This window comes from Pseudoalteromonas carrageenovora IAM 12662 (assembly GCF_900239935.1).
Classification (GTDB): Bacteria; Pseudomonadota; Gammaproteobacteria; order Enterobacterales; family Alteromonadaceae; genus Pseudoalteromonas; species Pseudoalteromonas carrageenovora.
In genome coordinates, this window is sequence record NZ_LT965928.1 from 2,766,781 (window position 1) to 2,779,577 (window position 12,797).

Here is a 12,797-nt window from a genome sequence, read left to right on the forward strand (position 1 = left end):
ATCCTTTGTTTTTATTTACCAACTTTCAAAATAGCTAAAAACGCTTCTTGAGGCACTTCAACATTACCTAGTTGCTTCATTCGTTTTTTACCATCTTTTTGCTTTTGCAGTAGCTTTTTCTTACGACTCACGTCACCACCGTAACATTTAGCTATTACGTTTTTACGTAACTGCTTAACCGTTGTACGCGCAATAACATGCTGTCCGATAGCTGCTTGAATCGCAATATCAAACATTTGACGCGGGATGAGCTCTTTAAGCGCATCAGCAAGCTGACGCCCACGCGATTGAGCGCTATCTCTGTGTACAATAATTGCTAACGCATCAACACGCTCACCGTTAATAAGTATATCAACGCGTACCATGTCTGAGGTTTGAAAGTGCTTAAAGTTATAATCAAGTGATGCAAAACCACGACTTGTTGATTTTAACTTATCAAAAAAGTCCATTACCACTTCAGCCATCGGTAGCTCATACGTCACAGCTACTTGCTTACCGTGGTAACTCATTTTGGTTTGTACACCACGCTTATCAACACATAACGTAATAACACTACCTAAATACTCTTGAGGAACAAGAATATTAGCCTCTACTACTGGCTCACGAATTTCTAAAATATCGTTTACCGCAGGTAAATCAGATGGATTATCAATCTGAGTAGTACCTTCTTTAGTAACTACTTCGTAGATTACAGTAGGTGCCGTCGTAATTAAATCAATATCGTATTCACGCTCTAAACGTTCTTGAATAATTTCCATGTGTAGCATTCCTAAAAAGCCACAGCGGAAACCAAAACCAAGTGCGGTCGAATTCTCTGGTTCAAAGAATAACGACGCATCGTTTAAGCTTAATTTATTTAGTGCATCACGGAACGATTCATATTCATCAGATGCAATTGGGAACATACCGGCATAAACCTGTGGCTTAATTTTTTGAAAGCCTGGTAAACGAAGCGGTGCTGCATTTTTTTGATGAGTAATGGTGTCGCCAACTGGCGCACCGTGTATTTCTTTAATACCCGCAATAACAAAACCTACTTCGCCAGTACGTAAAATACCGGTATTTGTTTGCTTAGGGGTAAAAATACCAACATGGTCAGCGGTATGAACGTGCTCGTTTGACATTATTTTTATTTTGTCGCCCGCGCGTAGTTCACCATGCTTAATACGTACAAGTGATACAACACCTTGGTATGGGTCAAACCACGAGTCAATAATAAGTGCTTGTAAAGGCGCTTCTTTATCACCTTCTGGTGGCGGAACGTCTTTAACAATCATTTCAAGAACTTCGGCAATACCTACACCTGTTTTAGCGCTACACTGCACAGCGTCTAAGGCATCAATGCCAATAATACCTTCAATTTCTTCAGCTACACGAAGCGGATCGGCTTGCGGTAAATCAATTTTGTTAAGTACAGGAATTACTTCTAAGTCCATTTCGATAGCGGTATAACAGTTTGCCAATGTTTGCGCTTCTACGCCTTGGCCTGCATCTACTACTAATAATGCACCTTCACACGCAGCTAATGAACGAGATACTTCATAAGTAAAATCAACATGCCCTGGCGTGTCGATGAAGTTAAGTTGGTATGTTTCACCATCATTTGCTTTGTAGTTCAACGTTACACTTTGCGCTTTAATGGTAATACCACGTTCGCGCTCAATGTCCATTGAATCCAAAACCTGCTTCTGCATTTCACGGTCGGTTAAACCGCCACAAACTTGGATCAAACGGTCAGAAAGGGTCGATTTACCATGGTCAATGTGGGCGATGATCGAAAAATTACGGATATGCTTCATAAACTGGATTCTAAACTTCTATTTTAATGGACTAAGTACATACACCTAAGTGACTTGAAAATACTTGCTTTAGGATGCCACAAATTTAGTTTATAACTTTCACACTAAACTTACGCTTTTTAAGGTGGGTTAAAATTATTTTATAGCTTGAATAACATTGATTTAGAGCCGTTTAGCCTAAATAACTTTCCTCGCGTAAAACAATTATAAAAACCACGGCTCCTTGTATTTCCAAGTTACTTTGGTATAAAACGGCAATTTTACATTTAATTGGCGTCAATCACCATCTATTTGCGTTAAAGGAATACTAATTGGATGAATTTTTATAACTTTTATATCGTGCTTAAGAGATTTAACACGTGTTTTAGCAATAAAATAACCACTTATCCCACCTAAAACCGCTGCTAAAATTTGCCAGCCTTCACTAGCTATAAATAACTGAGCTGCAATAAAAGCAAAAATCAGGCTTAAAAATAACGGTAGCATGTAAACAGCAAAAGCATGTTTAACCATATGGCTATCATCAAGAGACAGTGTGACTTTTTGACCGACCTCTACGGGGGATTCAAATTTAAAGGGGAATGTTTTTTTAGCCGTGCCAAATAGCTTACCAAACACTTGTGAACCACAACGTCCGTTGCAGCCTTCGCAAGCTTGTTTTTGCTGGGCTTCTAAATGCGCAGTGTGGCCATCGAGGGCCACAACTGTGAGGGTCTGTTCTATCATAACAATCCTTACGAATCGTTTATAATGCGCGGGTTACTGACTCTGCTATTGCTTTTGCGGTCATACTTGGCACATTACCAACAACGGATACATCGAAATTACCGCCATTATGCACATATACAGTCGTTGCACCAGAAGTTAATGCACCGCTTAAACGCTTGCCCGGTAATGGGCGCTGAATAAATACCGACACTTCTACAAACCCGTCTGAGAACAGGTAATAGTCTGTAAGTTCATTATTTAAATCGAGCTTATGGCGGTCTGATTTTAGAAGTTCAAAACCATCTGGCAACCAACTAATTTTCCAGTTTGTGGCCGTGCTATCGTTATTGTTCAATGCATCATTTGGTAAAGGCGTTGGAAAATTACGATTAAGTACTTCAAGTAACATAGCCGCAGGCTGCTCTGTTACGCTAATATGCGTAAGCTGCAACTGCTCAAGTGCTTCGCCTTCATGATTAACGTACGCTGCTTTTAATAAAAGCGACGACTCCATATCAAGCCAAATCCAATAGTTATATTTATACTCGTCTTTAGATTCTATTCGCACTAGCTGCGCAGCACGCCCAGCTATTCGCCCTTTTCCACCTAAAACAAAGTCATAATGCGCACTTAAGCGCTCGATATCTTTGAATAATACTTCAGGAATTGGACCCGCTATTGAGTCTGTTTTTAAAGAGTAAGGCTGAGATTGCGGCTCAAAGTAAGTAACTTGATTATCAACACGAACCATTTCTAAACCAGCGCCGTTAAGCAAGCTTAAATGCTCAAGTTCTGTTTCGCCCTGAAGCGCATGTACCCATCGATAGGGTTCCATTGCTTTACCTTTAACAACCACAAACGAGGCGTCAAAATTACGGGTGTGAACGGCATTCGCCATTTTAAGTAATAAATCTTTGGCAGGATTTGTGTCGTTGGCAAAGGCATTTACGCTTACGACCAACGACAGAACAAAAGTGATTACTTTCATTTAATTAGTTTTTTTCCTCAGACGCTTTGGTGCTAGTTTGCGCTGTTTCTAAAGAATTCGCAACTCGGGCTTGGCGTTGGTGCTCTAAAACTAACGCGCCAATACGTTGCTGTTGTAACTCACGTAAACCTTGCTCTGCATTTTCAAGGGCAGGCTCTGATGAGTAACTTACCGGAGATGCCATACCTGTTAACGGAGTCGTTTGCAGTAATGGAATTTCACTTTGTTGCTCGTTATTGCTTTGTGGCAAGGTGTTTACACCTACAATGGCAAACATCGCTACACTTGCTGCAATAGCAAGTTGTGCAACAGGTTTACGCCAATTAAAAGCAACTACGTTGTTGTCTTTTTCGGTTGAGCTTTGCGGCTTATTTGCTGCTTTAGACTGAGAAAAATCAGCGTATACAGGCTCACTTTCTAGCGCTAGTGCAACGCGATCGCTAATATCAATATGGATGTCGTTGTTATTTTTTTGAGCACGCATCGCATCACCAATTAACGCATAACGACCGAACGTAGTTACATCTTGCTCTGCAATTGTTGCATCAGCTAAATGTTGCTCGCCGTCAAGTAATGCTGATAACGCTTCGTTATCTAACTTGCTAACGTGTGCTTTTGTCATACTAAGACTCGCCTATTAATGGGTTTAATTTGTTATCTATTGCTTCACGGGCTCTAAATATACGCGAACGTACAGTGCCAACTGGGCAATCCATTACCACGGCTATTTCTTCATAGCTCATCCCTTCGATTTCTCTTAGGGTAATCGCGGTTTTAAGGTCTTCAGGCAAACTATCAATCGTATTAAAAATAACAGCGCGTACTTCTTCGCTTAAAAGTAGGTTTTCAGGAGATGCATTAGAACGCATTGAATCTGCACCATCGTAAAACTCGGCATCTTCGGCGTCTATATCATTCGCTGGCGGCTTACGCCCCTGGGCTACTAAGTAATTTTTAGCACAATTAACGGCAATACGGTATAACCACGTGTAAAAGGCGCTGTCCCCTCTAAAGTTAGGAAGTGCACGGTAAGCTTTAATAAACGCTTCTTGTGCTACATCTGCAATATCGCCTTGGTTAGATACATAACGTGAGATCAAACCTGCAATTTTGTTTTGATACTTCTTTACTAATAGGTTGAAGGCGTTTTTATCTCCTTGCTGGACCCTTTTTACTAGCACTAAATCTAATTCCTGCTCGCTCATTCGAGCCGGTACTCCTATGTCTGATTTTTGCTTGTTATTCATATTGTCGTCATTGTTCACAAATACTCTGACCCCTTTATGAATAAAAAGTTCTGCTTAATATTATTTTTTTATAAAATAGTTGATAAATAACGGCGCTAAGCCTTTAAAATCACTACGTAGTAATATGACAAATATGATACAACTACAGATATTAAAAACAAATATTGCTCTATTTGAGCATTGTAACCGCAAAGTACCTCTGACATGAACCAAAATAAACATCACATTGCAGATGTCGCTATTATCGGTAGCGGCGCAGCAGGCTTATCGCTTGCATTGTCTTTAGCTAATTATTGTAACGTTACCGTGATCAGTAAAGGGGCGCTTACCGAAGGTTCTACCTTGTACGCTCAAGGCGGTATAGCCGCGGTTTTTGATAAAAAAAATGACAGTATAGAATCCCATGTAGAAGATACCCTCGACGCTGGCGGCGGCCTGTGTGACCGCGATGCTGTTCATTACACAGCAAGTAATGCACACGACTGCCTACAATGGTTAATAGACCAAGGCGTGCCTTTTGATATGGAGTTTGACAGTAAAGGTAAAGAAAGATTTCATTTAACTCGCGAAGGCGGTCACAGCCATCGCCGTATTTTACATGCAGCCGACGCAACAGGTAAAGCGGTACAAACCACCCTTATTAGCCAAGTAAAAGCGCATAAAAATATAACCTTGCTTGAGCAATATAATGCAATTGATTTAATTACTGATAAAAGCGCCGATAAACCAGGGTCGCATATCCATGGTATGTATGTATGGAACAAAAAAGCTAAAAAAGTAGAAACTATTTCGGCTAAATTTGTGGCTTTAGCTACCGGTGGTGCAAGTAAAGTATATCTATATACCTCTAACCCTGATGTTTCAAGCGGTGATGGTATTGCAATGGCATGGCGCGCGGGCTGTAAAGTGGCCAATATGGAGTTTAACCAATTTCACCCTACTAGTCTTTATCACCCAGAGCTGCAAAACTTTTTAATCACCGAGGCAATGCGCGGCGAAGGTGCTTATTTAAAACGCCCTGACGGCTCCCGTTTTATGAAAGACTTTGATGAGCGTGAAGAGCTTGCACCTCGTGATATAGTCGCTCGCGCAATCGATTTTGAAATGAAACGCCTTGGTGCTAATTGTGTTTATTTAGATATAAGCCACAAAGACAAAGACTTTATTATTGAGCACTTTCCAACTATTTACGCAAAATGTTTAAGTGTTGGCCTTGATATAACCAAAGAGGCAATTCCGGTTGTGCCTGCGGCGCATTATACCTGTGGCGGTGTAATGACCGACTTTAACGGTAAAACCGATTTGGATAACCTATATGCCGTTGGCGAAGTTGCTTACACCGGTCTTCATGGTGCAAACCGCATGGCAAGTAACTCATTATTAGAGTGTATTGTGTTTGCTCATGCTGCTGCTAAAGATATTTTAAGTAAAATTGAAACAGCACCAGAGCCTATGGCGCTTCCTAATTGGGATGAAAGTCGTGTTAGTAACTCAGATGAAGAAATTGTCATTACCCATAACTGGCACGAACTACGTTTATTTATGTGGGATTATGTAGGCATTGTGCGCTCAACTAAACGTTTAGAGCGAGCACTGCACCGAGTTGAGTTACTGCAACAAGAAATCCACGATTACTACGCAAACTTTAGAGTAAGTAATAACTTACTTGAGCTTCGTAACTTAGTACAAGTGTCTGAACTTATCATTAGAAGTGCAATGGAGCGAAAAGAAAGCCGAGGCCTTCACTATACAATTGACTACCCTGAACAAAATGAAAACCCAACACCGACTATTTTGACTCCAAAGCGCAGTTAATTGCATTTAAAGTGGCGCGTTTTAAACGTGCATAACTTTGCGCATTAACACCATTGGCTGAAATTATTAGCCAATGGTGTTCGCTAAAGCCCTTTATATGCAGCCATATACTATTGCCATAAAAACGACTCTTTTGAGTTATTTCACCCTGCACTTTTAGCGTTTCGCCTTCAAACCTAAAAAGCTTAGGTTCTAAAATTATTACGCCCTGTATAGGGTGTATCGCTAAAATTTTTCGCCAAACTATATAGGCAGCTATCGCATTTATAATCACACAAAATAGCATAGCTAACGCCGCGTCTAAAAACATACAAAGTAGTAAGCTAAGCACGCAAAAAAAGACCACAATCGGTTTGTGGTCTGCTTTATTATTTGTAACTGTAAATCTATACACGAACTCGGTCTAAGATGAGTGAAACCATGCTATTTAGTTCTTCATCTTTACATTCTTCATGGCCCATAAACCATGCAAATAAATCAGGGTCTTCTTGCGTTAGTAAACGCTGAAAAATAGCTTGTTGTTTTGCATTAAGCGAGTCGTATGCTTCTTCTACAAACGGCATAAACAAAACGTCTAGCTCTAACATGCCACGACGACAAGCCCAACGAATACGTGCTTTACTATGAATTTCAACCATTTTAAACCTCATACTTAATTAACCTGAGTTTACCAAAATCAGGTGTATTTAGCAGCTATTAATCATTCATTAAATAATAAACTAATCGTTGTAGTTGCTTGCCTGTACCATACGTAACAACTGCGTTATTATGTCACTTCATTTGTATTGCAAAGAAGGTTTTTATGTCGAGCGTTTATGCATGTCCGTTATCTCATCAGCTTATTAGCCTCAGTGGTGCTGATAAATTATCTTATTTGCACGGGCAAATCACTCAAGATCTCAATAAATTAACCAGCAGTAATTATTTATGGGCTGGCCATTGCAGCGCTAAAGGTAAACTTTGGGGCGTATTTAAATTATTTTCTTATCAAGATAGCTATTACCTAGCAGGTAGCGAAACCGAAGTAGAAAAGTCGTTAGCTGAGCTTAAAAAGTACGCTGTATTTGCTAAAGTTGAAATTAGCGAGTGCTCTAAACGTTTAATCGGTTTAATTGGCGATGACCTTAGTGATGTACTTACACACCTTGGTATTCATTTTGAAGACGATACAAACGCGTGTGACTTTAATAATGGCAAAGCACTTAAATTAGCCCCTAACCGTGTACTGTTAATGGTAGATGGCCAATTTAGCATGCCCGATAGCATATCAACACTTGATAACGAAGCGCTTTGGCAGCAAGCTGCAATGCTTGCTGGCGAGCCTCAATTAAGCAGTGACGCGGTAGGTGAATACGTACCACAAATGGTGAACTTACAAGCCATTGGCGGTATTAGTTTTAAAAAAGGTTGCTACACGGGCCAGGAAACCGTTGCCCGTATGAAATACCTAGGTAAAAACAAACGTGCCATGTATATCGTTTCTGGGCAAAGCGAAGGCTTACTAGAAGAGCTTGATTTAGAAACCCAATTAGGTGAAAACTGGCGACGTGCAGGTAAACTGATTGCACAAAGCTTTGATGAGCAATCTAATAAATTAACGGGCCTTGTTGTGTTGCCTAACGATACCGATGTAACTCAGGTAATTCGTGCAAAACACGCACCTCAGGTGGAGCTAAGCATTCTGCCTCTACCATACTCTCTTGAAGATGAATAAATAGGAATGACTATGATCGTTGCGGCAAATAAAGTAGTAAAAATGCATTACTCAGTAATGGATAATGATGGCAATAGTATTGATAACTCGTTCGGTGGTGAACCGCTAGTTTTTATTGTTGGCACTGGCTACTTAATTTCAGGCCTAGAAAACGCGTTACAAGGTAAGCAAGCTGGCGATACGCTAAGCGTAAAAGTAGAACCTGAAGATGGTTACGGCGAGCGCCACGACCATTTAATGCAAGCAGTACCTAAATCAATGTTTGAAGGTATGGAAATTGAAGTCGGTATGCAATTTCGTGCATCAACTGATGATGGCGACCAATCGGTAATGATCATCGACATCCAAGATGAAGAAGTTATTGTAGATGGTAATAACCCGCTTGCAGGTATTACACTTAACTTTGATGTAGAAATTTTAGAAGTACGTGACGCTAGCGAAGATGAAATGGCTCATGGCCACGTTCATGGCGAAGGTGGTTGTGGTCACGACCACTAATCTAAATACTTATAAAAAAAGCGCCTAAGGCGCTTTTTTTATATCATATTATTTCGCTTAACCACTTTGGGCTCGCTTTGTTGCTTTTCGGGCTGTGCCATGGGTACATCATTTTGTTTAAGAGCACTTAATAAACCTTGTTGATCGTTAGTTCCTAAGCGATACATAGTGCCATCTTTTAGCGTTAATTGTACTGCACTAAAACCCGACACAGAATATACCCAGCCATCGTGCGTAATGCGCATACCAATACCATGCCTGTAAGAATTTTGAACCGCTTTTGCTTCAGTGATTTCACTCAACTCAACACTTTGCCCTGCTACGCCTGGGCCAAACGCCCAACTAATAGCGCTATCATTTACTTTGATTGTTAAGCCATGAAATAAGAAACCCACCAGCACTAAAATACCGGCAAATATCATCAAAGGAGCATCAGCACCTATTAAATTCCACGCCAGAGCAACAAAACCGCCAATCCATGCCAATACAAAAAATATAAACACCGCGTACTGCTTATGCTGATACATAGTTATCTCTAAAATTAAAAAATATTAAAAGCTGTATACCAAGGTGGCACTCAACTCTGAGTCGTATTTGAGGTTATCGTCTTCTGGCTTTGAATTATAACGATACATATAAGCAAACTTAAGTGATACCGCACCAATAACTTGGCTAATGAGCGCAGTTTCTGATTTTAAACGAGAGTTTAACCCAGAAAGTGATTGCTCAATACTTACATCTTGGTTAAAACGAGTTCGTTTTGAAACTAATCGCTCCCACTGCATAGCAACACGGACTAAGTAACCTGTTTTGTTTTGCTCATCTTCACTCACTTCAGATTCATCATCTGCAACTGAGCGATACAAGCCAGGCCCAACATCAATATCAACTTTATTTTTTACGCCCTGATATACCCGCGCGCCATAACCGGTTGCTATCGTGCTTTTAAAATCAAGGCCGCTAAATTCATCTTCTTCATAATCGCCATAAATAAAAAGTGAAGAGTTTTTAACGCCTACTTTGTAGTTCCCCTGAGCAGATACAAATATACGATTTGCGGTTACATCGGTTGTACCCGTATCGTCATTTTGGTCGCGCTTATAAAGGGAGTCTATTTTGAATTGATTTCGCCATTTCTCAAAGTCTTGATACAAGTTGCCTTTGAGCTTAAAGCTTGTGGAGTTGGTGTTACCTTTACTTAAAATTAAGCCAAACTCGGTATCACCATAAAACATTTCGCCTTTGTGTAACTCATGAATTTCTTCATCTGAAAGCTTGCCATATTCATGAAAATCCTCAAACGGATCAACTGCCCAGCTAGGGCTACTAATCATTAAAAGAATTAAAAATAAATACTTACGCACAGAACTCTCTCTGATACACAATTAAAACAAGTAAGCGCAATGCTTACGCTGTTTCTTTCCATAAAATATGACAAAACGGTGCGTCTTTATCACGGCTAATTAAAATTTTTGCAAATAACACATCGTCGGTTTCAAACTCTAAACCTACTAATACCTGAATAAAGTGTTCAGGCTCTATTTCAAGCGCTACAAAGTCTTGCCATTGGTCATCAGGTTCACCTTCTTCAATAAATCCTAACTCTTCTCGGTATTCATTAAAGTCCTCAACGTCTTTATCGCTAAGGTTATTAGGCGCCAGTTCTAAAAAAATATCATAGGCTTGGTGAGTAGCTTCTTCTTCTGTGTATAAACGTGGACCCGACATAATTGCTTAACCTTAAGCTTTAAAGTGGCGTCATAATATCAAAACTAGAAACAAGTTTGAGAAAAATACGCTTAAAAAACAGATTTTTTTGTTACCGAGTCATGCTTGATTCAGCATTTAATAAATTCATTACTTAAGGAACTTCCTAACACCTTGAATAACTGCATTAATTACATTTATTGCTATAAATAAACCATTAAAAACAATACCAATAAATAAAAGTAGATACTCGCTAAATTAATTAATTATGACTAAAGGGTCACTAAATAATTCAATTTATTTTTTATAAATATGTACTTAACGCTGATAAAAACTTAAGCTCAAAAGAGGTCAGAGGAGTAACCATGATAAAATTAGAAAAACTAAATAATATTGCTACTGTCACACTTTGCAGGGCACAAAAACAAAACGCCCTAAGCTTTGAAATGTTTGTACAATTAAAAAAAACAATCAATAACATCAAACAAGATCGCAGTATTAGAGCTGTAATCATTAAAGGCGAAGGTGAACACTTTTGTGCAGGGCTTGATGTAGCAGGCGTTATGGCTTCCCCCTTTAACATTGTAAAATTACTATTTAAGTGGTTACCGGGTAATCAAAACCTAGCTCAAAAGGCTGTTTTAGGCTGGCAATCGTTAAGTGTACCGGTTATTGCACAAATAGATGGCAACTGCTTAGGTGGAGGATTACAAATAGCCTTAGGAGCCGACTACAGAATTGTTAATAACAATGCAAAACTTGCCATTATGGAAGCCCGCTGGGGACTTTGCCCTGATATGGGTGCAAATGTAGTACTAAGTGGCCTTGTAAAGCGCGATCATGCACAATGGCTTGCCAGTCATGCAAATCCAATTAGTGCTCAGCAAGCTGAACAATTAGGGTTAGTTACTCAACTCACCGACGATACACAAACGGCAACACACACCATGTTAAACACATTGCTTGAGCGCTCGCCAGATACATTAGCTGCAATTAAACGTATAACACAGCAAAGCTATAAGCTTAATCAACGTAAAATATTAGCTAAAGAAACATTTAGCCAAGTGCGATTACTGCTAAACCCAAACACTAAAAAAGCGATAGCTAAAGCTAAAGGGAAAACGGATATAACTTACAATAATGCTAAGCGCTGGTAAGACTAACGCCCAATGCATGGCGCGCATAAATTTGCTAAAGTTAAACCCTCATTTTATTTATAAGCTACTTAAATGAAGTACTTACTCAGCAGCGCTATTATATTATTGTGTTTAACTTTAGCTAAATTAGTTATGCATTTTATTGGCGGCAGCTTTCCTGCCCCTCTGCTAGGCATGGTTATTTTACTCACTATACTGTTATCGGGCATTGTAAAAGAGCATTATGTAATGCCCTGCGCATCACCAATCTTAAATATTATGCCAATATTTTTCATTCCTGCAGGAGTCGGTTTTATTGAGCATATAGACCTTATAAAATCGAACGGGCCTTTTTTAGTCTCTGTGGTATTACTCGTTCCTACCAGTACTTTACTGCTGGTAAGTGCGGTTATGGCTTATTTTAAAGGTAGAGATAACAATGACTGAGCTAACACCTAATTTATGGTGGTTAAGTATCCCCTTTATTGTTGCCTTATTTGTACTGCTAAGGGCCCTAAACAAGAAAGTTCAAAACGGTGTTTTAAAATCACTTACTAATCCGGTATTTTTAAGTATTGCTATTATTGCTTTGCTGCTTGTTAACTTAAACTTGCCCTATTCCCAATTTGCCTCTCACAGTCAACTACTTAGCTGGTTATTAGAACCCGCAATTGTTGCCTTAGCACTGCCTTTATATCAGCAATTTATTCATGTACGAAAAAACTTATTACTCATAGTAAGCTCCTGCAGTTTAGGCATTGTTAATGCTACTTTTGTTGCATTTGTACTGAGTGTGTTATTTGACGTGCCTAACAGCTTAAGTGCATCTGTTGCGGCTTTAAGTGTAACAACGCCCATCTCTTTAATAGTGACAGACTCCTTAGGAGGAATAAGCTCGCTCGCCGCCGCCTTGGTTATTTTTATAGGCTTATTAGGGGCTTTATTTGGCTTTATGCTATTTAAACTGGCTGCTATTTATAATCACGAAGCGCAAGGCGTTGCAATGGGAACTGCGTGCCATGCAATTGGCACTGCCGCAGCCCTTAGTGAACATCCAAAAGTAGGCGCATTTTCGTCTGTTGCTATGGCATTAAGCGCATTATTAACGGCAATTATAGTGCCGTTGCTCTATCCTTTTTTAGTCAACACTTTGCTATAGTTAGCAAAAATCGTATTACCATCATT

At 39.6% G+C, this 12,797-nt stretch carries 16 protein-coding genes; 6 read left to right on the forward strand and 10 right to left on the reverse strand.

Features of this window, described 5'->3' with window-relative positions; genetic code table 11:
• Window positions 1-11: 11 nt before the first annotated feature.
• The 5 genes from lepA to rpoE all read right to left on the reverse strand — a co-directional run bounded on the left by lepA (window position 12) and on the right by rpoE (window position 4,700).
• The gene (gene lepA / locus ALFOR1_RS12495) at window positions 12-1,799 is read right to left on the reverse strand and encodes a translation elongation factor 4 (protein ID WP_104643154.1); all 1,788 of its coding nucleotides are present in this window, start codon (window positions 1,797-1,799) and stop codon (window positions 12-14) included.
• A gap of 276 nt (window positions 1,800-2,075) precedes the next feature.
• Window positions 2,076-2,525, reverse strand: a complete 450-nt coding sequence (locus ALFOR1_RS12500) for a SoxR reducing system RseC family protein (RefSeq protein WP_058548622.1) — start codon at window positions 2,523-2,525, stop codon at window positions 2,076-2,078.
• Window positions 2,526-2,544: 19 nt separating this feature from the next.
• A complete protein-coding gene (locus ALFOR1_RS12505; RefSeq protein ID WP_058548623.1) occupies window positions 2,545-3,495 on the reverse strand; it encodes a MucB/RseB C-terminal domain-containing protein in 951 nt (316 codons plus the stop codon).
• Between the two features lie 4 nt (window positions 3,496-3,499).
• Window positions 3,500-4,117, reverse strand: coding sequence for a sigma-E factor negative regulatory protein (locus ALFOR1_RS12510; RefSeq protein WP_104643155.1), 618 nt, complete (start codon window positions 4,115-4,117; stop codon window positions 3,500-3,502).
• A 1-nt stretch (window position 4,118) separates the two neighbouring features.
• Window positions 4,119-4,700, reverse strand: a complete 582-nt coding sequence (gene rpoE, locus ALFOR1_RS12515; protein ID WP_058548740.1) for an RNA polymerase sigma factor RpoE — start codon at window positions 4,698-4,700, stop codon at window positions 4,119-4,121.
• A 246-nt stretch (window positions 4,701-4,946) separates the two neighbouring features.
• Between rpoE and nadB the strand changes: the two genes are divergently transcribed.
• Window positions 4,947-6,557: an L-aspartate oxidase gene (nadB, locus tag ALFOR1_RS12520; RefSeq protein WP_104643156.1), complete on the forward strand. Its 1,611-nt coding sequence runs from the start codon at window positions 4,947-4,949 to the stop codon at window positions 6,555-6,557.
• Here the strand turns inward: nadB and ALFOR1_RS20520 are convergent.
• Window positions 6,532-6,888 carry a hypothetical protein gene (locus tag ALFOR1_RS20520; RefSeq protein WP_058548626.1) on the reverse strand — a complete coding sequence of 119 codons (357 nt, stop codon included), beginning with the start codon at window positions 6,886-6,888 and terminating at the stop codon, window positions 6,532-6,534. The two genes, nadB and ALFOR1_RS20520, sit on opposite strands and share 26 nt — an antisense overlap.
• Window positions 6,889-6,943: 55 nt before the next feature.
• Window positions 6,944-7,195, reverse strand: a complete 252-nt coding sequence (locus ALFOR1_RS12525; protein WP_058548627.1) for an FAD assembly factor SdhE — start codon at window positions 7,193-7,195, stop codon at window positions 6,944-6,946.
• A 164-nt stretch (window positions 7,196-7,359) separates the two neighbouring features.
• Here ALFOR1_RS12525 and ygfZ point away from each other — a divergent pair, with 164 nt between their 5' ends.
• Together ygfZ and ALFOR1_RS12535 are read left to right on the forward strand one after the other, a co-directional pair.
• Window positions 7,360-8,271 (forward strand): CAF17-like 4Fe-4S cluster assembly/insertion protein YgfZ, encoded by a 912-nt coding sequence (gene ygfZ / locus ALFOR1_RS12530; RefSeq protein ID WP_104643157.1) that lies wholly within the window; start codon window positions 7,360-7,362, stop codon window positions 8,269-8,271.
• A gap of 12 nt (window positions 8,272-8,283) precedes the next feature.
• Window positions 8,284-8,769: an FKBP-type peptidyl-prolyl cis-trans isomerase gene (locus ALFOR1_RS12535; protein WP_058548629.1), complete on the forward strand. Its 486-nt coding sequence runs from the start codon at window positions 8,284-8,286 to the stop codon at window positions 8,767-8,769.
• 38 nt (window positions 8,770-8,807) lie between these two features.
• On the opposite strand, the gene ALFOR1_RS12540 is transcribed toward ALFOR1_RS12535, so the two are convergent.
• Genes ALFOR1_RS12540 through ALFOR1_RS12550 form a run of 3 tightly spaced genes read right to left on the reverse strand, consistent with a single transcriptional unit; the run spans window position 8,808 to window position 10,497 of the window.
• Complete coding sequence (locus tag ALFOR1_RS12540) at window positions 8,808-9,296, reverse strand: hypothetical protein (RefSeq protein WP_058548630.1); 489 nt, start codon at window positions 9,294-9,296, stop codon at window positions 8,808-8,810.
• Between the two features lie 24 nt (window positions 9,297-9,320).
• Window positions 9,321-10,133, reverse strand: a complete 813-nt coding sequence (locus ALFOR1_RS12545) for a DUF481 domain-containing protein (RefSeq protein ID WP_058548631.1) — start codon at window positions 10,131-10,133, stop codon at window positions 9,321-9,323.
• Window positions 10,134-10,176: 43 nt separating this feature from the next.
• A complete protein-coding gene (locus tag ALFOR1_RS12550; protein ID WP_058548632.1) occupies window positions 10,177-10,497 on the reverse strand; it encodes an HI1450 family dsDNA-mimic protein in 321 nt (106 codons plus the stop codon).
• A gap of 344 nt (window positions 10,498-10,841) precedes the next feature.
• Between ALFOR1_RS12550 and ALFOR1_RS12555 the strand changes: the two genes are divergently transcribed.
• The 3 genes from ALFOR1_RS12555 (at window position 10,842) to ALFOR1_RS12565 (ending at window position 12,771) form a co-directional block, all read left to right on the forward strand.
• Window positions 10,842-11,633 (forward strand): crotonase/enoyl-CoA hydratase family protein, encoded by a 792-nt coding sequence (locus tag ALFOR1_RS12555; RefSeq protein WP_104643158.1) that lies wholly within the window; start codon window positions 10,842-10,844, stop codon window positions 11,631-11,633.
• 72 nt (window positions 11,634-11,705) lie between these two features.
• Window positions 11,706-12,059, forward strand: a complete 354-nt coding sequence (locus ALFOR1_RS12560; protein WP_104643159.1) for a CidA/LrgA family protein — start codon at window positions 11,706-11,708, stop codon at window positions 12,057-12,059.
• The gene (locus ALFOR1_RS12565) at window positions 12,052-12,771 is read left to right on the forward strand and encodes an LrgB family protein (RefSeq protein ID WP_104643160.1); all 720 of its coding nucleotides are present in this window, start codon (window positions 12,052-12,054) and stop codon (window positions 12,769-12,771) included. Before ALFOR1_RS12560 ends, ALFOR1_RS12565 begins: the two co-directional genes overlap by 8 nt.
• Window positions 12,772-12,797 lie beyond the last annotated feature (26 nt).